The sequence below is a fragment of the Mucilaginibacter aureus genome (assembly GCF_053514885.1).
In genome coordinates, this window is sequence record NZ_CP170601.1 from 2,257,087 (window position 1) to 2,282,700 (window position 25,614).

General features: G+C 44.3%; 24 protein-coding genes. 12 read left to right on the top strand and 12 right to left on the bottom strand.

The window, feature by feature from the left end; all coding sequences use genetic code 11:
* The first annotated feature begins 132 nt into the window (after nt 1–132).
* From ACFGVR_RS09545 to ACFGVR_RS09555, 3 genes are all read left to right on the top strand, one after another.
* The gene (locus tag ACFGVR_RS09545; RefSeq protein WP_448702584.1) at nt 133–1,002 is read left to right on the top strand and encodes a carbon-nitrogen hydrolase; all 870 of its coding nucleotides are present in this window, start codon (nt 133–135) and stop codon (nt 1,000–1,002) included.
* Nucleotides 992–2,044, top strand: a complete 1,053-nt coding sequence (locus ACFGVR_RS09550) for an agmatine deiminase family protein (protein WP_448702585.1) — start codon at nt 992–994, stop codon at nt 2,042–2,044. The genes ACFGVR_RS09545 and ACFGVR_RS09550 overlap by 11 nt, the downstream gene beginning before the upstream one ends.
* A 64-nt stretch (nt 2,045–2,108) precedes the next feature.
* On the top strand, nt 2,109–3,092 hold the full coding sequence (locus tag ACFGVR_RS09555; RefSeq protein WP_448702586.1) for a type I phosphomannose isomerase catalytic subunit: 984 nt from the start codon (nt 2,109–2,111) through the stop codon (nt 3,090–3,092).
* Between the two features lie 68 nt (nt 3,093–3,160).
* Here the strand turns inward: ACFGVR_RS09555 and ACFGVR_RS09560 are convergent, their stop codons facing one another.
* The 4 genes from ACFGVR_RS09560 to ACFGVR_RS09575 all read right to left on the bottom strand — a co-directional run bounded on the left by ACFGVR_RS09560 (nt 3,161) and on the right by ACFGVR_RS09575 (nt 7,912).
* Entirely contained in the window at nt 3,161–3,568 is a 408-nt protein-coding gene (locus ACFGVR_RS09560; protein ID WP_448702587.1) for a response regulator, read from the bottom strand.
* Nucleotides 3,569–3,582: 14 nt separating this feature from the next.
* Nucleotides 3,583–5,109: a sensor histidine kinase gene (locus tag ACFGVR_RS09565; protein WP_448702588.1), complete on the bottom strand. Its 1,527-nt coding sequence runs from the start codon at nt 5,107–5,109 to the stop codon at nt 3,583–3,585.
* Nucleotides 5,110–5,569: 460 nt separating this feature from the next.
* Entirely contained in the window at nt 5,570–6,694 is a 1,125-nt protein-coding gene (gene hppD / locus ACFGVR_RS09570) for a 4-hydroxyphenylpyruvate dioxygenase (protein WP_448702589.1), read from the bottom strand.
* A gap of 24 nt (nt 6,695–6,718) precedes the next feature.
* A complete protein-coding gene (locus tag ACFGVR_RS09575; RefSeq protein WP_448702590.1) occupies nt 6,719–7,912 on the bottom strand; it encodes a homogentisate 1,2-dioxygenase in 1,194 nt (397 codons plus the stop codon).
* A gap of 387 nt (nt 7,913–8,299) precedes the next feature.
* Here ACFGVR_RS09575 and ACFGVR_RS09580 point away from each other — a divergent pair, with 387 nt between their 5' ends.
* Complete coding sequence (locus tag ACFGVR_RS09580; protein ID WP_448702591.1) at nt 8,300–9,313, top strand: fumarylacetoacetate hydrolase family protein; 1,014 nt, start codon at nt 8,300–8,302, stop codon at nt 9,311–9,313.
* A gap of 133 nt (nt 9,314–9,446) precedes the next feature.
* The gene (locus ACFGVR_RS09585; RefSeq protein WP_448702592.1) at nt 9,447–10,334 is read left to right on the top strand and encodes a flavin reductase family protein; all 888 of its coding nucleotides are present in this window, start codon (nt 9,447–9,449) and stop codon (nt 10,332–10,334) included.
* Between the two features lie 412 nt (nt 10,335–10,746).
* Here ACFGVR_RS09585 and ACFGVR_RS09590 read toward each other — a convergent pair whose 3' ends face one another.
* A complete protein-coding gene (locus ACFGVR_RS09590; RefSeq protein ID WP_448702593.1) occupies nt 10,747–11,910 on the bottom strand; it encodes a lactonase family protein in 1,164 nt (387 codons plus the stop codon).
* A 316-nt stretch (nt 11,911–12,226) separates the two neighbouring features.
* Nucleotides 12,227–13,696 (bottom strand): pseudouridine synthase, encoded by a 1,470-nt coding sequence (locus ACFGVR_RS09595; protein ID WP_448702594.1) that lies wholly within the window; start codon nt 13,694–13,696, stop codon nt 12,227–12,229.
* Nucleotides 13,697–14,016: 320 nt separating this feature from the next.
* Here ACFGVR_RS09595 and ACFGVR_RS09600 point away from each other — a divergent pair, with 320 nt between their 5' ends.
* Nucleotides 14,017–14,805, top strand: coding sequence for a lytic transglycosylase domain-containing protein (locus tag ACFGVR_RS09600; RefSeq protein ID WP_448702595.1), 789 nt, complete (start codon nt 14,017–14,019; stop codon nt 14,803–14,805).
* 142 nt (nt 14,806–14,947) lie between these two features.
* Here ACFGVR_RS09600 and ACFGVR_RS09605 read toward each other — a convergent pair whose 3' ends face one another.
* The gene (locus tag ACFGVR_RS09605; protein WP_448702596.1) at nt 14,948–15,151 is read right to left on the bottom strand and encodes a hypothetical protein; all 204 of its coding nucleotides are present in this window, start codon (nt 15,149–15,151) and stop codon (nt 14,948–14,950) included.
* 512 nt (nt 15,152–15,663) lie between these two features.
* On the opposite strand from ACFGVR_RS09605, the gene uvrA reads away from it, so the two are divergent.
* The 5 genes from uvrA to ACFGVR_RS09630 are packed head-to-tail and all read left to right on the top strand — an operon-like array spanning nt 15,664 to nt 21,208.
* The gene (gene uvrA / locus ACFGVR_RS09610; protein ID WP_448702597.1) at nt 15,664–18,522 is read left to right on the top strand and encodes an excinuclease ABC subunit UvrA; all 2,859 of its coding nucleotides are present in this window, start codon (nt 15,664–15,666) and stop codon (nt 18,520–18,522) included.
* Between the two features lie 46 nt (nt 18,523–18,568).
* Entirely contained in the window at nt 18,569–18,799 is a 231-nt protein-coding gene (locus ACFGVR_RS09615) for a hypothetical protein (RefSeq protein WP_448702598.1), read from the top strand.
* A gap of 5 nt (nt 18,800–18,804) precedes the next feature.
* Nucleotides 18,805–19,215: a putative toxin-antitoxin system toxin component, PIN family gene (locus ACFGVR_RS09620; RefSeq protein WP_448702599.1), complete on the top strand. Its 411-nt coding sequence runs from the start codon at nt 18,805–18,807 to the stop codon at nt 19,213–19,215.
* On the top strand, nt 19,212–19,676 hold the full coding sequence (locus ACFGVR_RS09625; RefSeq protein ID WP_448702600.1) for an HAD domain-containing protein: 465 nt from the start codon (nt 19,212–19,214) through the stop codon (nt 19,674–19,676). Before ACFGVR_RS09620 ends, ACFGVR_RS09625 begins: the two co-directional genes overlap by 4 nt.
* Before the next feature lie 35 nt (nt 19,677–19,711).
* Nucleotides 19,712–21,208 (top strand): NAD(P)H-hydrate dehydratase, encoded by a 1,497-nt coding sequence (locus ACFGVR_RS09630; RefSeq protein WP_448702601.1) that lies wholly within the window; start codon nt 19,712–19,714, stop codon nt 21,206–21,208.
* A 361-nt stretch (nt 21,209–21,569) separates the two neighbouring features.
* Here the strand turns inward: ACFGVR_RS09630 and ACFGVR_RS09635 are convergent, their stop codons facing one another.
* Genes ACFGVR_RS09635 through lipA form a run of 3 tightly spaced genes read right to left on the bottom strand, consistent with a single transcriptional unit; the run spans nt 21,570 to nt 23,887 of the window.
* The gene (locus tag ACFGVR_RS09635; RefSeq protein WP_448703037.1) at nt 21,570–22,430 is read right to left on the bottom strand and encodes an anti-sigma factor; all 861 of its coding nucleotides are present in this window, start codon (nt 22,428–22,430) and stop codon (nt 21,570–21,572) included.
* 2 nt (nt 22,431–22,432) lie between these two features.
* Entirely contained in the window at nt 22,433–22,984 is a 552-nt protein-coding gene (locus ACFGVR_RS09640; RefSeq protein WP_448702602.1) for an RNA polymerase sigma factor, read from the bottom strand.
* A 24-nt stretch (nt 22,985–23,008) separates the two neighbouring features.
* A complete protein-coding gene (lipA, locus tag ACFGVR_RS09645) occupies nt 23,009–23,887 on the bottom strand; it encodes a lipoyl synthase (protein WP_448702603.1) in 879 nt (292 codons plus the stop codon).
* A gap of 122 nt (nt 23,888–24,009) precedes the next feature.
* On the opposite strand from lipA, the gene ACFGVR_RS09650 reads away from it, so the two are divergent.
* Complete coding sequence (locus ACFGVR_RS09650; RefSeq protein ID WP_448702604.1) at nt 24,010–24,411, top strand: OsmC family protein; 402 nt, start codon at nt 24,010–24,012, stop codon at nt 24,409–24,411.
* A gap of 95 nt (nt 24,412–24,506) precedes the next feature.
* Here the strand turns inward: ACFGVR_RS09650 and ytxJ are convergent, their stop codons facing one another.
* Entirely contained in the window at nt 24,507–24,833 is a 327-nt protein-coding gene (ytxJ, locus tag ACFGVR_RS09655; RefSeq protein WP_448702605.1) for a bacillithiol system redox-active protein YtxJ, read from the bottom strand.
* A gap of 241 nt (nt 24,834–25,074) precedes the next feature.
* Entirely contained in the window at nt 25,075–25,569 is a 495-nt protein-coding gene (ribH, locus tag ACFGVR_RS09660; RefSeq protein ID WP_448702606.1) for a 6,7-dimethyl-8-ribityllumazine synthase, read from the bottom strand.
* Between the last annotated feature and the right edge of the window lie 45 nt (nt 25,570–25,614).

The following is a 25,614-nucleotide window of genomic DNA, read 5'->3' on the forward strand; positions in this document are numbered from 1 at the left end:
TTAAACTGTTACATAGTTTATTTGTTGCAGATGCAGAAATAATAATATGACGGGCTAATTAAAAATCAATTTGAGCAAAACATATTCAGGTAAAATCAAAAGCGTATTTTTGCGGCAAATATTAAAAGCGGTATGTCGAAAGTAAACGTTGCATTGGTGCAGATGACCTGCACCGCAAATAAAGCCGAAAATCTGGCCAAGGCCATTACCAGGGTTAAAGAGGCTGCAAAAAAGGGCGCACAGGTTGTATGCTTACAGGAGTTATTCACCTCGCTGTATTTTTGCGATGTTGAGGATCATGATAATTTCCAGTTAGCCGAAGCTATCCCCGGCCCGTCGACAGATGAACTGAGCAAAGTAGCCGGCGAATTGGGTGTGGTGATCATCGCGTCGCTTTTTGAAAAACGTGCGCAGGGTTTATACCACAACACCACCGCGGTTATTGATGCCGATGGCCAGTACTTAGGTAAGTACCGCAAAATGCACATACCAGATGATCCGGGTTTTTATGAGAAATTTTACTTTACCCCCGGCGACCTTGGCTATAAAGTTTTCAAAACCAAATTTGCCACCATCGGCGTATTGATCTGCTGGGATCAATGGTACCCCGAAGCAGCACGAATTACCGCATTAATGGGCGCCGAAATACTGTTTTATCCAACCGCCATCGGTTGGGCCACCACGCAGGATGAAGCCACTAACGTGGAACAATACAATGCATGGCAAACCATCCAACGCTCGCACGCGGTGGCCAACGGCGTACACGTAGTAAGCGTTAACCGTGTAGGCGAGGAAGCCGGCGTGAAATTTTGGGGCGGCTCGTTTGTTGCCAACCCTTTCGGTACGGTAATGGACCAGGCATCGCACAATGATGAGGAAGTAATTTTGCAGGAGATCGATTTGCAGAAGACCGATTACTATCGTACGCATTGGCCGTTTTTACGTGATCGTCGTATAGATTCATACCAACCCATTACTAAAAGGCTGATTGATGAAGACTAATTTTACCGACAGTCCGGTTACCGCCGGCTTCGCCTTTCCGGCTGAATGGGCAAATCACACAGCAACATGGTTAAGTTGGCCGCACAAAGATGAGTCGTGGCCGGGTAAAATAGAAACTGTTTACAAACCATACTGCGAGTTTATCAAAATACTGACAGAAGGTGAACTGGTACGTATCAACGTTAAAGATGCCAAAATGGAAGCCTTCGCGAAAAGCGAACTAACCAAAGTAGGTGCTGATTTAACCAAAGTTGAGTTTTTCCACTTTGCAACCAACGATGCCTGGTGCCGTGATCATGGTCCGGCGTTTTTGATCAATGCCGAAACCAAACAAAAAGCCATTGTTGACTGGGGATATAATGCCTGGGGCGACAAATATCCTCCGTATGATCTGGACGATGTGATCCCGACTAAAATTGGCGAATACTTTAATCTGCCGGTGTACCACCCCGGTATAGTGATGGAAGGCGGCTCGGTTGACTTTAACGGCGCGGGTACATTATTAACCAGCACTGCCTGTTTGCTTAATGAGAACCGCAATCCACATTTAAACCAACAGCAGATTGAGGAATACCTGAAGAACTATTATGGCGTACAGCAGATTTTATGGCTGGGCGATGGTATAGTGGGCGATGATACCGATGGCCATATTGACGATATTACCCGCTTTGTAAATGCCAATACTGTAGTTACCGTGGTTGAAGAGAATGAAGAAGATGAGAATTACCACATTTTACAGGAAAACCTCGAGTTGCTTAAAAGCTTTAAATTACTCAGCGGTGAGCAGTTAAACATCATTGAACTGCCAATGCCTTCGCCGGTGGAGTACGATGGACAACGATTACCCGCATCATATGCTAATTTTTATATTGGTAATGCCGCGGTTGTAGTACCCACCTATCGTGATAAAAATGATGAGAAAGCATTGGAGATTTTGCGTGCATGTTTCCCGGACAGGAAAGTTGTTGGCATTGATTCTACAGACATTATCTGGGGGTTGGGCAGCTTTCATTGCCTCAGTCAGCAGGAACCGGCGGTTTAATTAAACTTATTACTGGCGGTTTTGTTATAAACTCATAAATTCGGCAAACATTCATCAACTCAATATGGCTACTGCATTATATCCGTTAAAATTCAAATCAATTTTTAAAGACAAAATCTGGGGCGGCCAAAAGATCCGCACTTATCTTGGTAAAGATTTTGGCTCGCTGCCAAACTGCGGCGAAACCTGGGAAATTTCGGGCGTTAAAACGGATGTTTCGGTGGTTGATGGTGGTGCTTTGAATGGCGAGTCGCTGGCCGACCTGCTGGAACAATACCAGGCAGAATTAGTTGGTAAAAAGGTGTATGATCATTTCGGTAATATCTTTCCGCTACTGGTTAAGTTTATTGATGCTAACGACTGGCTGTCGGTACAGGTGCACCCTAACGACGAACTGGCCAAAAAGCGTCATAACTCATTCGGTAAAACCGAGATGTGGTATATTATCGAATCCGACCCGGGTTCAACCCTGATATCGGGTTTTAACCAGCAGATTGATGAAAAAACATACGTTGAAAAGCTGAACAGCGGCCACCTGATGGATATCCTGAATAAGGAAACCGCTAACGCTGATGATGTTTTCTTTTTACCGGCGGGCCGTGTGCATACCATCGGTAAAGGCTTGTTACTGGCCGAAATTCAGCAAACATCTGATATTACCTATCGCATTTACGATTTTGACCGTGTTGATGATAAAGGCAATAAACGCGAACTGCATACCCAGGAAGCTTTAGCCGCTTTAGATTATAAAGTGTATCCTGATTATAAAACTATATACACCCCGGCTAAGAACGAGGACGTGCATTTGGTAACCTGCCCGTACTTTACCACTAATGTAATGGATTTTACGCATGGCACTACTAAGGATTACTCAAACCTCGATTCGTTTGTGATACATGTGTGCGTGGCAGGTGCTTATACCCTTGTTTGTAACGGCGAAAGCTACGAAGTTAAAATGGGCGAGTGTATTTTGCTGCCTAAGGTTATCAACCAGGTTGAGTTAAAAACTACCGAAGGGTTTAAAATACTGGAAAGCTACATAGAGTAGTAAGTGGTGGGTTGTGAGCAGTTAGCGTAGGGTTTCCGCTCACAACTCACCAACAACCATTCGCCAAATCACGCAGCTAGGTTAAACAGTTCGATCAATTTGTTGGGGCTAACGGGTTTTACAACATAATCTGTAATATCAGAAATATTTTTGGCCCGGTTAATATCATCGTCGTTTATTGACGAGCTTACCATATAAACGGTGATTTTTTTCCCCAGGTGGGGTTTTATTTTCACGAAGTTATCCATAAAATCCCATCCATCCATTACGGGCATATTGATATCGAGAAAGATAATATCAGGCAAAGCGGCCTGGTTGCCAGGGTCGGCTAAAAAATCAATTGCCTCCTTACCGTTCGGAAATTCAATTAAATTGTGGCTTAGTTGCTTTATACTGATCAATTTTTTAATACCGTACACATATATCTTATCATCATCAATCACACAAACAGTCTTAATATTCTCTAATAAAGTCATACCGGCTAGTTAAGTTATACTAACTTAATTGTAAATTTTGTGCCAACATTTACAGTACTTTCTACGATGATAGTTCCGCCTAACGATTCTACCTGGTTGCGGGTAATAAAAAGGCCTATACCTTTGGCATTAATGTTTTGATGAAAGGTTTTATACATGCCAAAAACCTTATCGCCATGCTTATCCAGGTCAATGCCCGAGCCGTTATCTTCAAAAGTTATATACGGGTGCCCGTCTTCCATATAGCTGTTGCAAACAATTTGCGGTTTGCGGCCGGGCTGGCGGTATTTTAGCGAGTTGGTTAACAGGTTTAAAAATATACTTTCGAGGTAAGCAGGTACATAATTTACAACCGGGCACCTCGAAAAATCGCAGCAAATAATTGCCCGGGTATCGCTAATGTTGGTATCCAGGGCGTTTTGGGTGTTTTTAAAAACAAGGGCAAGGTCAACTGGTTTGAGGTCCTTGCTTATTTCGGTTTGTATTTTTACGATCTCGTTTAAATGATCGATAGTAGTTGCCAGGCTTTCGCTGATAGAGCGGATGTTGTTGAATATCTCAGTTCTGTCGGCAACAGAAATATCTTCATCAAAAATATTGACCATGAACTGCAGGTTGCCCGAATGCGAACGCAGGTTGTGCGATACGATATGGGCGAAATTTTGCAGGCGTTTGTTTTGATCACTTAATATATCGAGCGAAGTTTGCAGGTTGAGCTCTTTGGTTTTAATTTCGTTGATATCCTGAAAAATACCTCTTACAGCACTACACCGGCCTTCGTCATTAATAACGGGGATGCCTTTTACCCGTAGCCAGGTATATTCACCCCCGGCGGGGTGGAATTTTAGTTCCAAGTCAAATGGCTTGCAAAGCTCAATCGCATCGTTTACTGCGTTAATGATCGGCGTATATTGGTCGGCTTCAAAAAATTTAAGCGCTTTATCCATATGGATGGAAGAGGCCGAAGGAATATCATCCAGATCGGATATCTCCTGCGACCAGCTTACCTCTTTAGTATCGGTATTGAGTTCCCAGCCACCAATATTGGCTATTTTATTGGTTTCCGACAGGATGAACTGATTTCTTTTAAGCTCAAGCTCGTAGCGTTTTTTCTGATCGATGTCGGTAACTGCCCCTATCATTTTTGATAGTTTTCCGTTTTCATCCGGCCAGGCCTTGCCCGAGCTTTCAAACCAGCAGTATCCATTATGTTTGGTGAGTATCCTAAATTCTACCTTATATACCGATGCGTCGATCAGGTGATTTTTAAAGGCATCGTATACCAGTTCGCGTTCGTCGGGATGAACCAGATGGTTGATAAAGAAACTGTAGCTTAGTTCGAGCTCGCCATAGTCATAACCCAATAACTGGCAAAATTTAGGCGACCACCAGGCATCATTGGTGATGATATTGCGTTCCCACAAACCGGTGTTTGTGCTTTCCAAAAGATTAAGCAACTGCTCATTAGCTAAATAATGATCAGCGAATGAATCCTTGCCCGTGTTTTTGTCAGCTAAACTTGTATTTATCTTTTCCGGCATCCCCGTCGGTCGCTAATTGGTTTGTTTAAAATAAGTTTATATGTTATCCATTAAAATAAAGGTAAATTACCTTTGTTTCATATTAAGAACGTCGAAAATTATCGGCTAAACTTAATCGCAGGTATCCACACACAAATATTCGTCCCGGCTTTCTCACAGCCGGATAAAATCAAATCGGTATTTTTAGTTCATATTAGTTACACATACACGCATTGAGCTGCGCTTTTTATGTTTAGCCCAACTATTTATACAATTGGCGGATAAAAATATAAAAAAGTGACAATATATTATAGTATTTTGATGATTATCAATAGTTTATTTGAAAATCATTTTAGTAATCGATTACGCTATAATATCTATACAGTCGGAGATTAATACGTAGAATATCTGTTTTGGGTTATGTTTTTGCACAAAGCCGGGTTATGCCCGGCCTTGTAGTATGATCTATGTCGTATGTACATCACAGGTTGCCCCGCAAGTCCTGCTCGTGCTCAATGGCTTCAAACAACGCTTTAAAATTACCCGCGCCAAATGATTTTGCACCCTTGCGCTGTATGATCTCAAAAAACACCGTTGGGCGGTCTTCCACCGGTTTGGTAAATATTTGCAGCAAATACCCCTCATCGTCGCGGTCAACTAAAATGCCCAGCTGTTTAAGCGGTTCCAGGTCTTCGTCAATTTTACCTACACGGTCGGTCAGCTCATCATAATAGGTTGTAGGTACTGTTAAAAACTCAATACCCCGGCTTTGCAGGTCGGTTACTGTTTTTACAATATCGTGCGTGGCCAGTGCCAGGTGTTGCACACCTTCGCCTTCATAAAAGTCCAGGTATTCTTCAATCTGGCTTTTCTTTTTGCCTTCGGCCGGTTCGTTTATCGGGAACTTGACGTAACCATTACCATTGCTCATTACCTTACTCATCAGCGCCGAGTATTCGGTCGAGATCATTTTATCATCAAAGGTTAAGATGTTTTTAAAGCCCAGGGTCTCTTCATAAAAATTAACCCATTGGTTCATCTTGTGCCAGCCAACGTTGCCTACACAATGGTCAACATACAACAAGCCAGTTGTTTCGGGGTTATAGTTGGATTCCCAGGTTTTGTAGCCCGGTAAAAAAGGGCCGTTGTAGTTTTTACGCTCGATGAACAGATGAACTGTTTCGCCGTAAAGGCAAATGCCACTGGTGCGTACTTCGCCATGCTCGTCGGTTAAAGTTTGTGGTTGCTGATAAGGCACAGCGCCGCGGCTTACAGTTTGTTCAAAAGCGTCATAAGCGTCATCAACCCAAAGGGCAAGCACCTTTACACCATCACCATGCTTTTTGATGTGCTCGGCAATGGGATGATCAGAGTGCATGGGGGAAGTTAATACCAGCCGGATCTTACCTTGCTGTAGTACGTACGATGCACGGTCGCGCACGCCGGTTTCGGGGCCAGCATAGGCCAGGCTCTGGAAGCCGAAAGCTGTTTTATAAAAATGCGCCGCCTGCTTGGCGTTGCCTACATAAAACTCTACGTAATCGGTACCGTTAAGCGGTAAAAAATCGGCCGTAGCTTGTTTATTTTCTAAAATTTGTGGTTGCATGGTTTGTTGTTAGTTTTATTTTAACTATTCAATATCAGTCTCTGGTTTTGGTTGGCCGTGATCGGGCTGCCAGCTTTTATAATAACTTCCGTCTTCAATTTTTATCGCTTCTTCGGTTATCATTAGCGGGTGGAAGGGGTCGATCATCACGGCCAGTTCTTCGGTTTTTTCTTTGCCGATGGATTTTTCAACTGTGCCCGGGTGGGGCCCATGCGGTATGCCGCCGGGGTGCAAAGTGATTTGCCCCTTCACCACACTTTTGCGGCTCATAAAATCGCCATCCACATAGTACAATACCTCGTCGCTGTCCACATTGCTGTGATTGTATGGTGCGGGTATCGACTCAGGGTGATAATCATACTTACGCGGCACAAATGAACAGATCACGAAATTATTGCCCTCAAAAGTTTGATGCACCGGCGGCGGTTGATGCACCCGGCCGGTTATGGGTTCAAAATCGTGAATGCTGAAAGCCCAGGGGTAATGGAAGCCATCCCAGCCCACAAAATCAAAAGGGTGGGTGCCATAGATATATGGATAGATCAATCCCTGCTTTTTGATCAGTATCTTAAAGTCGCCTTTTTCGTCGTGCACCTGCAGGTTTTCGGGCTTGCGGATGTCGCGCTCGCAATAGGGTGAGTGTTCCATCAACTGCCCGTAACTGTTACGGTACCGCTTTGGCGGACGGATGGGGCTAAAGCTTTCTACAATGAACAATCGATTATCCTCGCCGTCAAATTCCAATTGGTAAATGGTTCCGCGCGGGATCACCAGGTAATCGCCATATGCAAACCTGATCTCGCCAAAGCCGGTTTTTAAAGTGCCTGTGCCTACGTGGATAAAGATCACCTCGTCGGCTTGTGCATTTTTAAAAAAGTAATCGGTCATTGATTTGCGTGGCGCCGCCAGCGAGATGTGCAGATCGTTGTTTACCAAAACAGCTTTGCGACTCTGCAGGTAATCGTCTTCGGGTTTAACATTAAAGCCGATGAGGCTGGTATGTTTAAGATGTTTGGCACGGGCTATTTTAGGTTCAACCGAATGAGGCTCGCCCAGCTCTTTTACCAAAGTTGGCGGGTAGCAATGGTACACCAGCGAGTACAGGCTCGAAAAGCCTTCGGTCGAAACCAGCTCTTCAGCATACAATTCCCCGTCGGGTTTTCGAAAAACCGTGTGCCGCTTATGCGGGATAGTGCCTAAAGTGTGGTATATGGGCATGGTACTTTTGTTTAAAAAGTTAAAAAGTTGTAAGATTTATAGGTTGGAATGTTTCTGTTATTGAAACAATAAGAAAGCGAAATGTTTGAATGCTGTATCGCTGAAAACATTTCAACCTTACAACAGTTCACATTAAAAACAGCCTAAACGGAATATTGGGCAAGTACGATCTTCGCCAGCATGGCATCGCGGAACGAAACGGCTACATTGTGCCATATTTCCTCGTGAAGGTATCGGTACTTATCTGGTTTCATTGCTAATTGGTATAACAAATTTAAACCTTATTAGTTTAGTATGCAAGCATAATTTTATAACGCATTTTGCTGTGATGCTAATATTTTATTTGTTTAGATTTGGATAACCTTTTAAACCAAAATAATAACCTTTATGAAATTAGTCTCTTATAAAACGGAAGAAGAGGAACACCTTGGTGTTTTTATAAACGGGCACATTTACAACCTGCACTCGTGCGATAAACTGATACCCGATAACATGCGCGATTTCCTTTTTGAGGGTGAAGAGCTGATGGAGCATGCCAAGCGCGTTCACCGCGATATCCGTTCGGGTAAGATGGTGGCCCGCCAGGAAGTTTTCTTTGAACTGATAGCTCCGGTACCACATCCTACCTCATGCCGCGATGGTTATGCCTTTAGGCAGCACGTTGCAGCCGCGCGCCGCAACCGTAAAGTGCCCATGATAGATGAATTTGACCAATACCCGGTTTTTTACTTTACCAACCATAACTCCATACAGGGCCCCGGCGATATCCGGTGCATGCCCGACCATTTCAATAAGCTCGATTTTGAACTCGAGGTGGCGGTAGTGCTCAACAAAAAAGGCCGCAACATTATGGCCGGCGAAGCTGATGAATACATTGCCGGTTTTATGGTGATGAACGATATGAGCGCACGTACTCTGCAAATGGAAGAAATGCTGCTCAACCTTGGCCCGGCAAAAGGCAAAGATTTTTCTACCGTGATTGGCCCCTGGCTGGTTACACCCGACGAGCTGACACAATACAAGGTTGAACCTAAAGACGGGCATATCGGCAACGCTTATAACCTCAAAATGAAATGCTGGGTTAACGGCCAGCAGGTATCGCAAGGCTCAATGGCCGATATGGACTGGACCTTTGCCGAGATCATTGAGCGTGCATCATACGGCTGCGATGTACTGCCCGGCGATGTCATCGGTTCGGGCACGGTGGGTACCGGATGCTTTTTGGAGCTCAACGGTACCGGTTTACTCAACGATCCAAACTATCAAGCCCAATGGCTGCAGCCCGGCGATATTGTGGAGATGGAAGTAACCGGCCTGGGCATGTTAAGTAATACCATTATCAAAGAACAAACGGACTGGTCGATATTGGAGCAGAAAAAGGTGGGGATACTCGAAAGTTAAATTATAAGGTTGTCATCCTGAGCTTGTCGAAGGGCGACAACCTTTTCACGGAAGCCCATCGCACCTTGGTTCGACTACTGAGCTTGACGAAGTATCACATGACGGCCCATCCACACACTAATAAAATATCCTTTTGAAAACTATTTTTACGTCTGAGCTTTCCCCCGCCGAAACACAAGCCTACCTTAACGCGGCTATTGCGCCGCGCCCGATATGTTTTGCCTCCACCGTCGATCAGGAAGGCAACGTAAACCTAAGCCCATTTAGCTACTTCAATATCTTTAGCGTTAACCCGCCAATGTGCATATTTTCGCCATCGCGGCGGGTTGTAAATAATACCACCAAACATTCGTTGCAAAATGTTGAAGAAGTACCCGAGGTGGTGATCAATATCGTCAATTACGATATGGTGCAGCAAACTTCACTGGCCAGTGTTGAATACCCCAAAGGTGTTTGCGAGTTTATCAAAGCAGGCTTTACCGAACTGCCATCGCAACTCATCCGCCCACCCCGCGTGGCCGAAGCGCCGGTTCAACTGGAATGCATTGTCAGGCAAATTATTCACTTAGGTGATCAGGGCGGCGCCGGTAACCTGGTTTTGTGCGAGGTGAAGCTCATCCATATCAATGATGATATTTTAGATGAGAGCGGCAAAATTGACCAGGAGAAAATAGACCACGTGGCACGCCTGGGCGGCGACTGGTATTGCCGCGTTACTGCCGATAACCTGTTCAGGGTAGAAAAACCGGTACGCACCATCGGTATCGGGGTCGATTCCCTGCCCGCTGCCGTTCGCAATTCAACTGTACTAACCGGTAACAACCTGGGCCAGTTAGGCAATGTAGAGGCCCTGCCATCCGACGAAGAAGTGGAAGCCTTTAGCCAGACCGATGAAATGAAAGAACTGCTCGACGCAACCATGGGCGACAGCCACACCCGCACTTTGCATCAGCATTTAAAAGCCAAACATTTGTTAGATGATGGCAAGGTTATGGAAGCATGGAAGGTGTTGCTGATGTAGTTTTAGATTTGACAACTTCTTTAAAAGTTGTCAAATCTCTCGCACTCGCTCGCGTCCCTCGATTGAGAAATACTCTGGTGGTATCCATACACACATACACACACTTTGCCAAATCCATAATCAAAATTTACAAAATATGGGTATTTGTCGGTGTTTTTTGATGGTTTTTCGGTGCTGCTCAATTATCGAATTTGCAATAAAATATCCTCCTTCATTGCGAGGTTGGGCCTGTGCCGAACTTGTTTTGGTAAAGCAATCTCTTGCTATATAGCCGCTTTATAAGTACGGCTATCATTTTAGAATTTTTCAGGCAGATAAGGCGTTGGGTCGTTTTTAAACCCTTTCCAATAAATCCACAATAACGTTAGATATACCAAATTGTCATCAAAGTAACAAGGCTAAATCACTGTAATTAATAAGGTCTTACCTTAACCACCTCTTTAAGACCAGATGGCGCAAACTTCAAACAGCTAGGGTTACCCACTTCCAGCTTTTCGCCGGTATAAGTTAATTTGCCGCTTTCTTTATCTATCCTGAAAACATAAACATCGTCGCTATTCTGATTCGCTACAAGCAAAAAATTACCGCTGGGGTCTAAAGTAAAATTACGTGGTGTTTTGCCCAGGCTTGATGTGTGCTGAACAAAAGTTAAAGCCCCGGTATTTTTATCAATGGCAAAAACCTCTATCTCGTTAGCGTCGCCGCGATTAGTACTGTATAAAAATTTGCCGTCTGCTGATATATGGATATCTGCAGCGCCAACAGCACCCTTAAAGCCATCGGGTACCAGGCTTGCCGAAGTAATTTCGGTGAGCTTGCCTTTGTGATAATTGTACCCTGTGATCTTTGCACCCATCTCCTGTATCATGTACAGGTATTTATCGTTGGGGTGAAAAACCAAATGTCGCGGACCAGCACCCGGCGTTGCCGATACAAATGCAGGGTCGGCCGGGGTTAAGGGCTTGGCAGCCGCCCGGTCATACTCGTAAATATTGAGCCTATCTGTCCCCAGGTCGGTATACATTAAAAATTTCTCATTAGGTGATAGGATAGCCGTGTGCACATGCGGCTCGTTTTGTCGGGCCTTGTCAACACTGTGGCCTTCATCTTGTATGGTTTGTGCAGGTGCCGCCAGCGATCCATCCTCATTTATGGGCAGTGCGGTTAAACTGCCGCCTGCGTAATTGGCCACAAAGGCATATTTGCGTTTTTTATCCAGTAAAATATAGCAGGGCCCTGCACCAATTGATGGTTGTTTGTTAATGAGCTTTAACGCGCCGCTTGCCGCAGCAAAACTAAACGCGCTTACACTGCCTTTACGGTCGGTGCCTACTTCGTTAACCGAATAAACAAATTTATTGTCTTTAGCTATCGCGATGTACGATGGATTATCGATCCCGGTAACTTTATTGAGGTAGGTGATCTTGCCGGTTCCGGTATCAAAATGGTAAACGTAAATACCCTCGCTTTTGCCGGTGGTGTAGGTGCCAATTAACAGGTTGTAAACCTTGCCGCTGGTTTGCGCGTGTAAAAAAGCAGGCAAAACAAGCAGGGCTATCAGGATAAATTTCTTCATGGGTTACAGATGGGTTATCTAATTGCGGCGCAAGTTAGTAAATCTGCAAGAAGAATAAAGTACTGAAAAATACCTGCGTTAGCGATTGCAGCGGATACCGGCCACGTGGCTAAGGCCTTGTGTAGTATGAGCGTAAAGCGCGGCCGTAGGCAACGCCCAAGTCATCAAGTTATAAAGCTTCGTGCCTTCGCGGGAACTAAAATGCATTAAACAAAACAGAGCCTTTAAAAATTAAAGGCTCTGTGTACTCGGTGGTTAAGATAACCAATATACTTTTCAAAATCTCAGCTCTCACATCTGATATCTCAAATCTTACTTATATCAAATGCTTCAGCTGGATAATTTCCTGTTCTTCTAAAAACCTCCAGCGGCCACGTGGTAAGTCTTTTTTGGTTAAACCGGCATAAACCGAACGGTCAAGTTTAACAACGTTATAGCCCAGGCTCTCAAATATACGGCGCACAATGCGGTTTTTGCCGCTGTGTATCTGTATACCGATCTCGCGTTTGCTGCCGCCCTGTACATAGCTGATGCTGTCGGGTTTTATCAAACCGTCTTCCAATTCCAAACCGTAAGCAATTTTATTCATATCGCCCTGGGTAAGGCTTTTATCCAACTCAACCTGGTAAAGTTTGGTAACGTTGCTGCGTGGGTGCGATAGCTTATCTGCAAGGTCGCCGTCGTTGGTCATTAATATTAAGCCCGTTGTGTTACGGTCAAGGCGGCCAACCGGGTAAATGCGCTCTTTGCTGGCTTTTTCAACCAGGTGCATTACAGTGCGGCGTTCCTGTGGGTCTTCGGTGGTGGTGATATAATCTTTTGGTTTATTTAATAACACATAAACCATTTTTTCGCGTTTCAGGGTTTGGCCGTTGTAGCGTACCTCGTCGCGCATCGGGTCAACCTTAAAGCCCAGTTCCGAGATCACTTCTCCGTTTACCGATACCACACCCGCAACAATTAGTTCATCGGCCTTGCGGCGAGAGCAGATGCCTGCGTTAGAGATATAACGGTTTAAACGTATCTTACCTTTGTCGGGGTCTTGTGTTGATGGTTTTTTACGGCCGCGGATGGTACGGTCGGTTTTTGGTTGTTCAGGGTCGAAATAGGTTTCTCTTACCGAACGTGGTTTATCGGTAGGGCGACCTTTAGAGGCATCGCCATCTTTACGTAAACGGAAAGGGCGATCATCGGTTGAAGCCGATTTGCCTTTGTATCCTGTACCTTCCTTTTTAAAGCCGCCTTCGCGCGGTGCTTTATCGCTAAAGTCTTTGGTGCCATAGGGTTTGCGTTTAAAATCGCCGCCCTCTTTTTTAAAGCCGCCTTCGCGTGGTGTATCGTTAAAATCTTTAGTGCCGTAAGGTTTACGTTTAAAGTCGCTTCCACCTTCTTTTTTAGAACGGCCTTCTCCGGCTACACCGCCATCACGTGTAACGCCGGTATAATCTTTGGTACCGTATGGTTTTTTGTAACCGCCTTCGCGGGATGCAGGTTTGTCGCTAAAATCTTTGCTGCCGTATGGCTTGCTTTTAAAATCGCCGGATGGTTTGCCTTTATAGCCTTCGCCGGGTTTTTTAAACGACTTCCTTTCGCCGGTCGATTCACCGTCAAATCTCTTTTTCGGGCGGTCGCCGTCCTGGTCTGATTTTTTAAAGCCTGTGCCTGGTGTTTTTGATCGCGAAGATGATGTTGATCTTCTTGTGCCTTCGCCTCCGGCTGACGGAGTTCTGCGGGATGAGTTGGCGGATCTGTCGTCGCGACTATTTCCTGATTTTTTGAATGCCATATTTGTCGGGTTAACGCTGTCTCAGCGGGGCTACAAAAGTACTACATTTTAACAATACCTGCAAGTCGTAATTGTTGATGTTTTTTAACCGAAAATTAAAAAAATTAACCCAAAAAAACCTGAAAATCGACCGCTTTTTTCGAAAAATAAGGTCAAAATGTGTTAAAATCACTCCTTAAAAAATCGCCGTTTAGGGTATCAAAAACGCTGTTTTTTGAGCTATAACAAAGGTTTTTAAAAATTGTTTTTTACATAAGTGTTTGATTGTGTGCCTTATATAGGTTATCTTTGCAGCGAATTTTTAACTAAATAGTTTGTAAATGATAGAAAAGAAAATGATTAAAAAACGCTTACTTACGTGCTCCGTAATATTGGTGTTAATGATCATCTTCCAGCTGTCTTTCGGCACTATACACCACCGTAAAAAGTCGCCAAATTATCAACGGAACTATAGCTTTATTTTATACAAAAGCATTGAGCCGGCTGGATACAATTTCGCCAATGAAGCCCTGCCTTTGGGCGATAAAAGAGTAAAGGGAAAAATGATTTACTCTCTAAAAAGGCACAGTTTTGCTAACGTTCAATCTGATCTGTTACACCGTAAGGCCGAAGTATGGTTCCCTATTATAGAGCCGATACTGAAAGCACACGGTATTCCCGACGATTTTAAGTATGTACCGCTGGTTGAGGCCGGTTTTGGCGAGGGTAAATCGTCAAGGGGCGCTTACGGCCCATGGCAGTTTATGGCCGGCACCGCACGCGATTATGGTTTAAAGGTTAACGGCAAACACGATGAGCGCCGCGACATCCGTAAATCAACCATTGCGGCCTGCAAGTATTTAAAAGAACTGCACGGCGAATTTAAAAGCTGGGCCATGGTGGCCGCAGCTTATAACACCGGTTCGCCCAACCTGGCGCACCTGGTTCGCGATCAAAAACAAAAAAACTACTTTAAGATCCGTATGAACCGCGAAACCGGCGCATACGTTTATAGCCTCATCGCTATGAAAGAGATCATTAATAACCCGGCGGCCTATGGTTATCGTTACCAGCGCCCGGTTTTGGCAATGCTGGCTCAGCGAGATACTGACAAGCCATCATTCGATTGATCAACATCAATTAAGGAGCACGTTACTGGCCCTGTTTTCGAAATGAAGGCAGGGCTTTTGTTTATCAAAATTTTACACAAAGGCACAAGACTGCTATGTTTTGATCGATTAACCCGGCACCATGCACATATTTGCCGGAAAATTATGAAAGTACGCTCGATAATTTAGCCGTGCCAATACCTTCAGAAATGCCGCTATGATAAAATTTGTATTTCCCGCCGCCTGTCGGTACTGTTTTAGAGTAATAAGCTTCGTTTGAGCCCTGGTTCTTAGCATGGATGTCATTACTGCTGATGAGGAAAATTTCCGGACTTAGCCAGCTTTTTTTGGTATCATCCTTCTCCATAATATTTTGGTTTGATAGGTAAGTGATAAAAATTTAAAGTTTACTCGGCTCGTTAAAAGAGGATTAATTATCAGCCTTTTACGTAACAATGTCCGGATAGGTTAGCTTCAGTATCGTAAATTTTTTATTTGAAGGTAAAATATTGATATTCAGACTATAAAGTTGCTTTATTGCACGAAAAGGTTGCGTTAGGGATTGAAACGGATACCGGCTTTGTGGCCAATGCCCGTGCAGTATGAGTGGAAAGCCCGGCCGCAGGCAACGCCCAAAAGAATAATGATTGAAGGATTGATCGATCTTTGATCTTCTTTCTAATCACATCCATGTACTTTACTAAACAATCAAATCCGTCCCTCTGTCATCCTAATATCCAATTCTTTACAATATTTTCATTTTACTAAATTCTGTAGTATTTCAGTCGTTTTTTCCGTATCTTCGCAGGCTTCAAAACGCGGCAAAATTGTAAAACTGTTTTTTGCTTTTGGGGTTATAAATACTTGTTTCTGCAAAATATGAGTGATAAAACTGTCGACCTTGGCGAGCAAAGTGAAGTTGAAGTGTTTGGTGCCCGGGTTCATAATTTAAAAAATATCGATGTTTCTTTTCCGCGCAACAAGCTGGTTGTTATTACCGGTTTAAGTGGCAGCGGTAAATCTTCGTTGGCTTTTGATACCATTTATGCCGAAGGCCAGCGCCGTTATATGGAAACATTTTCGGCTTACTCGCGCCAGTTTATGGGCGGTATGGAGCGGCCGGATGTAGATAAGGTATCGGGTCTTAGCCCCGTTATTGCCATTGAGCAAAAAACCACCAGTAAAAACCCTCGATCGACAGTAGGCACCATTACCGAGATATACGATTTTATGCGTTTGCTTTATGCCCGTGCGGGTGATGCATACTCGTATGTATCGGGCGAAAAAATGGAGCGCATGAGTGAAGAGCAGATACTGCGCACTATTTTAGAAAAGTTTGACGAACAGCCGGTAAACATTTTAGCGCCGGCAGTAAAAGGCCGTAAAGGGCATTATCGCGAGCTGTTTGAGCAGATCCGTAAACAAGGCTACGTTAAGGTTTGGGTTGATGGCGAGATGATGAACGTAGAACCTAAAATGCAGGTCGATCGTTACAAAATTCACGATATTGATATTGTTGTAGACAGGCTGGTTGTCCGCGAAAGCGATACCAAACGCCTGCAAACCTCTATACAAACCGCGGTAAAACTGGCCAAAGGCATTATCCGTATTGCCGATCAGGATGGCAAGCTGTACTATTTCAGTAAATATTTAATGGATCCCGTTTCCGGGATCTCGTACGATGAGCCACAGCCTAATACATTCTCGTTCAACTCGCCTTATGGCGCCTGCGAGCGTTGCGATGGCCTGGGTTATATTTTTGAGGTTGATGAAGCATCGGTGATACCTAATCCAAAGTTGAGCATCATGAACGGCGGTTTGGCGCCTTTGGGCGAATACCGTGAAACCTGGATATTCCAGGTGCTGAAGGCTTTGGGTAAAAAGTACGACTTCGCGTTAAGCACACCTATAGAAAAAATACCGCGCGAAACGCTGGAAATTATATTGAACGGTTCGCACGAACTGATCACTGTGCCGGTTGAATACAATAAATGGAACGTCACCAATTACCAGATCAGCTTTGACGGGATCATTAAGATGCTGGAAGAGCAGCAGGAAAAAAGGGGGGAGGATGCTTTAGGTGATATGGATGCGTTCCGTGTACTAAAAAATTGCCCCGTTTGCGATGGTGCCCGGTTAAAAAAAGAATCGCTGCACTTTAAGGTGGATGAGAAGAATATCTTTGAGCTGGCCTGTATGGATATTGTGAGCCTGAGTGCCTGGTTTGAAGGTTTGGAAGATCGTTTAAGCGACCGGCAGAATATAATAGCTAAAGAAATACTGAAAGAGATCCGTGCACGTATTGGCTTTTTGCTGGATGTGGGTTTGAGTTACCTCACGTTAGATCGTACCGCTAAAACCCTTTCGGGCGGCGAAGCGCAGCGCATCCGTTTGGCAACACAGATCGGCTCGCAACTGATGAACGTGATGTATATTCTGGATGAGCCAAGCATCGGCCTCCACCAGCGTGATAACGACCGCCTGATCAATGCCCTGAAAAATCTGCGCGACCTGGGCAACACCGTTTTGGTTGTTGAGCACGATAAGGATATGATACTGGAAGCTGACCACGTGATCGATATGGGCCCGGCAGCCGGTGTACATGGCGGCACCGTAGTTGCCCAGGGTACGCCCGCGCAGCTGATGAAAGAACATACCCTCACCACATCATATTTGAATGGCGAACGGGCCATTGCCGTGCCCGAAAAGCGCCGCGCAGGTAACGGTAAAGTATTAACACTTAAAAAAGCAACCGGGCATAACCTGAAAAAAGTAAGTGTTGATTTTCCGTTAGGGAAACTCATCGGTGTAACCGGGGTATCGGGCAGTGGTAAATCAAGTTTAATCACCGAAACGCTTTACCCTATACTAAACCATCACTTTTTCCGCGCTAAAAAACACCCGCTGCCTTTCGAAAAGATAGAGGGTCTGGAGCACATCGATAAAGTGATCGAGATAGATCAGACACCTATTGGCCGTACGCCGCGCTCAAACCCGGCTACGTATACCGGTGTGTTTTCGGATATCCGCAACCTGTATGTGGGCTTGCCCGAATCGAAGATCCGCGGCTATAAACCCGGCCGTTTCTCGTTCAACGTAAAAGGCGGCCGTTGCGAAACCTGCCAGGGCGCTGGCATGAAAGTGATCGAGATGAACTTTTTACCTGATGTACAGGTACCCTGCGAAGAGTGCAATGGCCGCCGCTACAACCGCGAAACGCTGGAAGTTCGTTATCGTGGCAAATCCATCAGCGATGTGCTGGATATGAGTATTGAGGATGCCTGCCCGTTTTTTGAGCATATTCCATCTATCTATCGTAAAATACAAACCCTGCAGGATGTAGGCTTAGGTTATATCACCCTGGGGCAATCGTCTACAACCTTGTCGGGAGGTGAAGCGCAGCGTGTTAAACTGGCTACCGAACTGTCTAAAAAAGATACCGGCAACACTTTTTATATTTTAGATGAACCGACTACCGGCCTGCATTTCGAAGATATCAATGTGCTTTTGGGGGTTATCCAACTCCTGGTTGATAAAGGCAACACGGTGCTGGTTATTGAGCATAACCTGGACGTGATCAAGGTTGTTGACCATGTGATAGACCTTGGCCCCGAAGGTGGCTCGGGCGGTGGTAAGATATTATTTGAAGGCACGCCCGAAGGTTTATGCAAAGTTAAAGACAGCTTCACCGGCAAGTTTTTGAAAAAGGAGATGGAGTTGACGGCGAAGTTGAAGTAAGCACAGAAATTTGTTTGATAGATAATAGTTTGCTAAATTTGGTATAATGGCGGTTAAGGAATCAATCAATAGTTCACTCAATGAACAACAGGTAATGATGTTACGGTTGTTGAAGAATCCTATGCCTGCAGACGACTTTGATCAAATGCGCCGTCTGGCCGTCAAACTATTATCTAAACAACTTGACGAAACAATTGAAGAGTGGGAAACCAAAAATGGAATCGACGAGGCAAGTTATGAGGTGATGAGTAAAAACCACTTTCGGACTTCGAAATAGGTTTAATGAAAGTTGTATTAGATTCAAACGTCTTACTTATCGCGCTTGGTAAAAAAAGCCGGTACCGGCCAATTTGGGATACATTTATTTCTGGCGGATTTCAATTAATTATTTCTGAAGACGTTGTTCACGAATATGAAGAAATACTACATCAGCGGTCGGCTATTGGAGTCGCAGAACTGATTATGGAAATTTTCATCGAGTCGCCAGATGTGATACATCAGAATATCTACTACCAATGGAATGCAATAACTAAAGATCCGGATGATAATAAATTCTTCGATATCGCTGTAGCTGGTAATGCAGATTATCTGGTTACTAATGACGTGCACTTTAATTTAGTAAAACAATTGCCTTTTCCCTCGATCACCATTATTTCAGCCGATGATTTTTTACAACTGTTGAATAACTCATGACCATCCTATTAGACATAGACGGCGTTATGGTTACAACGCCGGCATGGAAAAAGGCCGAATTGCTTGAAGATGGCTTTTTGAAGTTTAGTAACGCGGCAGTGCAAAACCTGATCAAAATAATTTCGTTAACAAATCCGCATATTGTTTTAACAACAACCCACCGCATCAGCTACACTATTGACGAATGGCATAAAATATTCCGTTTTCGTGGAATTGAAGTTAAGTCGATCACGAAAGTTAATAATGTAGACTCTGTTAGTGGGATGAGAGAACGGGCATATGAGATTGAAGAATGGATATTAAACAACCCCGATAGTAAAAACTACGTGATCGTTGATGATGATTCATCATTACATCGATTGGCGGCCGACATAAAAGCCAGGTGTATCATTACTAATTCATCGAGAGGATTAGATAAAGAGGCAATGACTTTAGTATTGAATGTTCTGAGTGGCAATTAAATTAAAACCAAAACTATATTTAACTTTATATAGTTATGCAACCACTCCTTACCTCCCAACAGATCAAACAAACCGATGCCTACGCGATCAAGCATGAGCCGATAGCCTCGATTGATTTGATGGAGCGCGCGGCTAAGGCCTTTGTTGAATGCTTTGTCCGTCATTATCCCGATAAGGAGAAACAAATTGCTGTTTACTGCGGTACAGGCAATAATGGCGGCGATGGTTTGGCGGTTGCCCGATTGCTGCACCAGGCGCATTATAAAAATCTTAACGTTAAAATAGCACGCTTTTCGGATAAGGCGACGGATGATTTTAATGCCAATTTGCAGCGGTTAAAAGCTGTTGAAGTAACGAAAATTAGTACTGATGACAAACTACCCGATGAAACTGCTGCAATCCTGATCGACGGATTGTTAGGTACCGGCTTAAATAAACCGCTTACCGGCGCTTATAAAAAACTGGTAAGTTATTTAAATGATTCGGATAGGGAAGTGGTGGCTATCGATATCCCGACAGGTTTTATTGGCGATGGCGAACTGCCTGAAAATGCCACCGTATTAAAAGCTAACCTGGTGATCACTTTTCAGCAGCCTAAGATCAACTTTTTACTGCCCGAATCGGCACCATATCTTGACGATTTCAAAGTGGTGGATATCGGGATAAAATCCGAATACATCGAAAGACAGAACAGTCCTTACCATTTACCCGGGCGTGCAGACATCAGCGCAAAGCTCAGGCCCCGTAAAAAATTTACGCATAAAGGTACTTACGGCCATGCGCTGATCATTGCCGGTCAGCCCGAAACCATGGGTGCTGCATTATTATGTTCATCGGCATGTGCACATACCGGGGCGGGGTTAACTACGGCCTGCATACCCGAGAGCGGATTGACCGCACTCAATGCATCACACCCCGAAGTAATGGCCATTGTACGCAAAGACCATCATTTGCCTAAAATAGATTGGGCCCAATTTAGCGCCATTGCTGTTGGCCCGGGCCTGGGGAAACATGCCGATGCCTTAACTTTAATGCAGGCCGCATTTACCGAATTTAATAAACCGATGGTTATTGATGCCGATGCGCTGAATTTAGTGGCTCAGAACTATTTATTCAAAAAAATACCGGCTAACAGCATATTAACGCCCCACATGAAAGAGTTTGACCGCCTGTTTGGCGAACATCGTAGTTGGTGGGCGCGTATTGAAACGCTTATTGCGAAAGCCCAGGAGTTTAAAATTTATATTGTGTTGAAGAACCAATTCACCATTACCGGTACGCCGGATGGGAAAGTTTATTTTAACCCGACAGGGAACCCGGCTATGGCAAGCGGCGGCATGGGCGATGTTTTAACGGGTGTGATCGTATCGTTACTGGCGCAAGGTTATTTGCCAGAAGATGCCTGTTTGATAGGGGCTTACATACACGGTATGGCTGGTGATGACCTGGCATTGCCGGATAAACTAACTACTGTACTGGCAGGTAGTTTAGCCACACACATCCCTGCAGTGCTTGCAAAACTTAAGGCATAAAAAAAACGGTTGAAGTATCAACAACCGTTTTTTTCTATTAACTGACCTTATAAAGAACGAAATACTCTAAATTGTAATCGGCAGCAAACTTAAGCCACCGGCTTTAAAAAGCTATTAACATATCATTAACTGATGATATTGCTTTTTAGTATAAGACGCAACAACCATACGGATAGTTACAGTTTTTGGAAGATTTTTTTATAAATTATTTCTATAGGATAAATAGAACTTAAACAGGGCGTTTTTCAGTATATCAAACGATGTTAAAAAGTTATGGACATTTTCAATTTTCGGCAATAAAGCCCATAAAAAAAGCCATCGAATGATGGCTTTAATATTTTAATCAATATCGTTGCATCGATCAGATAGAAGCCATCACCACCATTTCGCTCATGGTTGGGCTTGGCACCCCGCCGCGTTTTTCTAACGTTACCGCGAAGGCTGCCGCATTGGCTACCGGGTTCATTTCTACCATGCCGGTACTATCGGGTTTGGCATCAAAAACACCCAGATCTACAGGTTTGCCGTTAACAATGGCCCATAACTGGTATTGATGCGCATCGTCGTTAGTGGCAAGCTTCATGGCCTGCATATCAATCATTACTTTTTTCTGAGCCGGGTTCCAGGCAACTGTTAACTGCGATGCCGGAGCTTTTGGCGTGCCCTGTAACTTGATGAGCTTATAAGCCGGGTCGTGAAATATATTGATCTCGCCCTGCATAAGGTTAACCCTGTTCACAAAGTTTTGGTTGCGCGATTGCAGCGATGCTATTTGCCCGTACGAATCGTTTAAACGCTGGTTTAACGAATAAATAGCTGCAATGCTTGCAATAAGAGCTGCCAAACACGCTGCAAAAGCATATTTATAAAAACTATTGGCTTTGGCCGACGGTAAGGCGATCACTTTATCGCGTGATGGCTCTGCTTCATCAACTTCGTCATCAATATCATTTTCTAAAAACTCTCTCGTCGGAAATTTGCTGTCATCAGCAAAGGTAGTTACCAGGCTGTTTAAAATCCTGTTGCGTAATTGTGCCGATGGTTCAACCTCGTTTTCTAATGCATACGCCTCCAGGCCCCGTTCAATTGCAGCTATCTCAGCTTTGATCTCCGGATGTTTAGCGGCCATCTCCTCCACCTGTTTCCTTTCGTCCCGGCTTATATCGCCCAGAACGTAAAGCTCCAGTATCCCTGTCTCCATATATGCCTTTACGTCTTCCACTTTCAATTAAAATATTTCCTCAATTGCATTATTGCCATCCTTAAGCGCGTTTTTACGGTGCCTAGTGGAACATCCAACTCCTCGGCCACCTCCACATGGGTGTAGCCCTTAAAATAAACAAGGTCCAGGATGATCTTTTGCTCGGGTTTCAGTTTTTCTAATAAATCTTTAACTCCAAGCAGTTCAGGTTTATAAACCGTATTCCTTTGCTCGTCGATGAAAGTTACGTTATTTTCTAACTCGTGGTTTTTATTTTGATTCTTAAAGTCTTTTGAGCGCACCTTATCAATAGCTAGATTGCGCGCGATATTGACCATCCAGGTAAACAGCCGGCCTTTTTCGGCACTGTAGCCCGAAAACGAATTCCATATTTTGATAAAGGTTTCCTGCAATACGTCTTCGGCTACGGATGCATCGGTAATGATGCGGGATATCACGCCGAACAGCGACGATGAATACATATCATACAAAGCGTCGGCGGCAATTTTTTCGCGGCGACGCAATGCCAGCACCAATTCTTCTTCGGTCAGCGATATTTTTCTTTTCGGGCTCAATACCGTGAATGTAACAATGATTTATCAAAAATCAAATAAATGTTTTTCAGCGTGGTATGACGACCGAACCAACGGCCCGCTCTCCACATATCTGAAACCCATTTCTTCACCAATCTGCTTGTATTTAGCAAATTGATCGGGAGTTACCCAGTCAATTACCGGGTGATGAGCTTTGGTAGGTTGTAAATACTGACCTAAAGTAAGGATGTGTACACCAGCGGCAAGCAGATCTTCCATAGCCTGTATCACGTCTTCTTCGTTTTCGCCTAAACCCAGCATAATGCCCGATTTGGTGCGCAAGCCGCTGGCCGATATCCGGCTCAGGCATTCCAGGCTACGATCATACTTCGCCTGTATCCGCACTTCTTTGGTTAAACGGCGTACAGTTTCGAGGTTGTGCGATACTACTTCGGGGCGAACCGCGATAACACGGTCAAGATTATCCCATATCCCTCTGAAATCGGGCAGTAAGGTTTCTAAAGTTGTTTCGGGGCTTTCGCGGCGAATGGCGTTGATGGTTTCGGCCCAGATGATCGATCCGCCGTCTTTCAGGTCATCACGGTCAACCGAGGTAATTACGCAATGTTTAACCTGCATCAGCTTAACCGAGCTGGCAACGCGGTTAGGTTCGTCAAGGTCAACAGCCAGCGGGCGTCCCGTGGCAACGGCACAAAACGAGCACGAGCGGGTACAAATGTTACCTAATATCATAAAGGTAGCAGTACCGGCTCCCCAGCACTCGCCCATATTAGGGCAGTTACCGCTTTCGCAGATAGTGTGCAGCTTGTGGGTATCAACCAGGCTGCGTACATGGGCATACTCTTTACCTACAGGTAATTTAACCCGTAACCAATCGGGTTTGCGTTGTACCTGGTTCGCGCTAACTACCGGTAGTTCAATCATGCTACAAAAATAGATAATTATAGTTATTAAGTTAATAGGTTATTGAGTTATTGGTTGGGGAGTTGTTAAATTTGTGACGAATACTTAACAAAACAAATAGTCTGATAACTTAATAACCAACCATGGCAACTGTAGAAACAACATACGTAGGCGGCTTCCGTACCGAAAACATCCACGTACAAAGCGGCACTCAAATTTTAACCGATGCGCCAACTGATAACCAGGGCAAAGGCGAAGCTTTTTCGCCAACCGATTTGCTCGCAACATCTTTAGGTACCTGTATGTTAACTACTATGGCTATCCGCACGGCTAAAAACAATATTGATATGGATGGTGCAAAATGTGCCATCACCAAAATAATGGCTGCCAATCCGCGCCGCGTGGCAGAAATTGCAGTGAAATTTACTTTCCCGAAGGCTTATACCGACGAGCAAAAAGCGTTGCTGGAAGACGCGGCCCTAACCTGCCCGGTTTACTTTAGCCTGCATCCCGAACTCGTGAAAACTGTTGATTTTGGATGGTAGATATTAGTCCGCAAGTCCGATAAGTTGGTAAGTCCGTAAGAAATTAAAAGGTTAGAAAGTAATCTTTCGGACCTTCGATCTTGCCGACTTTCAGACTACAGTACTGTGAGCGCTTCCTCAACCGATATGCCGCTGTGCGACCGATCGAGGATGCATTCGCCGTCTTTAATTAGCAATAGTTGTGGTGATTCGTGGTGTACATGGAAATCCTGAGCTATCTGGTTGGATAGTTCGCGGTATTTAATGAGGTCTAAAAAGTACAATGAAATATCTTCGGGCAGATCGGTCCAGTCCAGCTCGAACTTTCTTTTAGCCATCATACTAATAGAACAGCGGGTGCTGTGTTTAAAAATTACGCTGTAACCCGGGTTTTGTTGTATGTTGTTTATTTGTTCAGCCGTTTCTAACGCTATCCACCTCATAAAAATATCCTGTTGTTAATATTACTGCAAAGAAAACAAAAACCGTGCAAGTTTAGTCGGTTGGGCTTAAAAATTGACAAATGGCTGTTTATCTGTGGTTTGATCCGTAGGCGGCGCACAATTTATCAGAGCAGGAAGACAAGCTGCCAACAGCGGCAAGGGCAGCAACTAAAACTAAAATGTAAACTAATTTTTTCATACTATCCAATCGTGCTTAATTCAATAACGGTATTAAACGTAATTAAGTATTTAAGGTTGCAGTTAAATGTGCCATTTTTATGGCGGTTATTGCTGCTTCATCGCCTTTGTTACCATGTTTGCCACCGGCACGGTCAATAGCCTGTTGCTGATTATCGGTGGTTAATACGCCAAATATAACAGGTTTTGAATATTTTATAGCCACATTGCTTACGCCATTAGCCACAGCATTGCAAATAAAATCAAAATGCCGGGTTTCGCCTTGTATTACGCAACCTAAGCAAATAACAGCATCTAATTTTAATTGTTTTAATAAAAGGTCGGCGCCCGATGTGAGCTCAAAGCTGCCGGGTACGGTATAGTTAAAAATGTTTTCGGGCAGGGCACCGTTGTTTACCAGGCTTTGGTAAGCACCATCATATAAAGCTTTGGTGATCTCGGCGTTCCATTCGGCTACCACAATACCAAACTTATAGGCTGCCGCGGATGGTATTTCGGTGTTCGAAAAATCGGAAAGGTTTTTAAGTTGGGTAGCCATTTTATAATGATTGATTTATTGAAGGATTGATTTATTGAACAGAAA

Coding starts and splice junctions, on each gene's coding strand:
- ACFGVR_RS09590 (WP_448702593.1), bottom strand. CDS start 11,910: ATGAAGAAATTTATCCTGATAGCCCTGCTTGTTTTGCCTGCTTTTTTA.
- ACFGVR_RS09575 (WP_448702590.1), bottom strand. CDS start 7,912: ATGCCCATATACCACACTTTAGGCACTATCCCGCATAAGCGGCACACG.
- ACFGVR_RS09650 (WP_448702604.1), top strand. CDS start 24,010: ATGGCAACTGTAGAAACAACATACGTAGGCGGCTTCCGTACCGAAAAC.
- ACFGVR_RS09605 (WP_448702596.1), bottom strand. CDS start 15,151: ATGGAGAAGGATGATACCAAAAAAAGCTGGCTAAGTCCGGAAATTTTC.
- ytxJ (WP_448702605.1), bottom strand. CDS start 24,833: ATGAGGTGGATAGCGTTAGAAACGGCTGAACAAATAAACAACATACAA.
- ACFGVR_RS09545 (WP_448702584.1), top strand. CDS start 133: ATGTCGAAAGTAAACGTTGCATTGGTGCAGATGACCTGCACCGCAAAT.
- ACFGVR_RS09560 (WP_448702587.1), bottom strand. CDS start 3,568: ATGACTTTATTAGAGAATATTAAGACTGTTTGTGTGATTGATGATGAT.
- ACFGVR_RS09555 (WP_448702586.1), top strand. CDS start 2,109: ATGGCTACTGCATTATATCCGTTAAAATTCAAATCAATTTTTAAAGAC.
- ACFGVR_RS09565 (WP_448702588.1), bottom strand. CDS start 5,109: ATGCCGGAAAAGATAAATACAAGTTTAGCTGACAAAAACACGGGCAAG.
- ribH (WP_448702606.1), bottom strand. CDS start 25,569: ATGGCTACCCAACTTAAAAACCTTTCCGATTTTTCGAACACCGAAATA.
- uvrA (WP_448702597.1), top strand. CDS start 15,664: ATGAGTGATAAAACTGTCGACCTTGGCGAGCAAAGTGAAGTTGAAGTG.
- ACFGVR_RS09620 (WP_448702599.1), top strand. CDS start 18,805: ATGAAAGTTGTATTAGATTCAAACGTCTTACTTATCGCGCTTGGTAAA.
- ACFGVR_RS09600 (WP_448702595.1), top strand. CDS start 14,017: ATGATAGAAAAGAAAATGATTAAAAAACGCTTACTTACGTGCTCCGTA.
- hppD (WP_448702589.1), bottom strand. CDS start 6,694: ATGCAACCACAAATTTTAGAAAATAAACAAGCTACGGCCGATTTTTTA.
- ACFGVR_RS09625 (WP_448702600.1), top strand. CDS start 19,212: ATGACCATCCTATTAGACATAGACGGCGTTATGGTTACAACGCCGGCA.
- ACFGVR_RS09550 (WP_448702585.1), top strand. CDS start 992: ATGAAGACTAATTTTACCGACAGTCCGGTTACCGCCGGCTTCGCCTTT.
- ACFGVR_RS09615 (WP_448702598.1), top strand. CDS start 18,569: ATGGCGGTTAAGGAATCAATCAATAGTTCACTCAATGAACAACAGGTA.
- ACFGVR_RS09580 (WP_448702591.1), top strand. CDS start 8,300: ATGAAATTAGTCTCTTATAAAACGGAAGAAGAGGAACACCTTGGTGTT.
- ACFGVR_RS09595 (WP_448702594.1), bottom strand. CDS start 13,696: ATGGCATTCAAAAAATCAGGAAATAGTCGCGACGACAGATCCGCCAAC.
- ACFGVR_RS09630 (WP_448702601.1), top strand. CDS start 19,712: ATGCAACCACTCCTTACCTCCCAACAGATCAAACAAACCGATGCCTAC.
- lipA (WP_448702603.1), bottom strand. CDS start 23,887: ATGATTGAACTACCGGTAGTTAGCGCGAACCAGGTACAACGCAAACCC.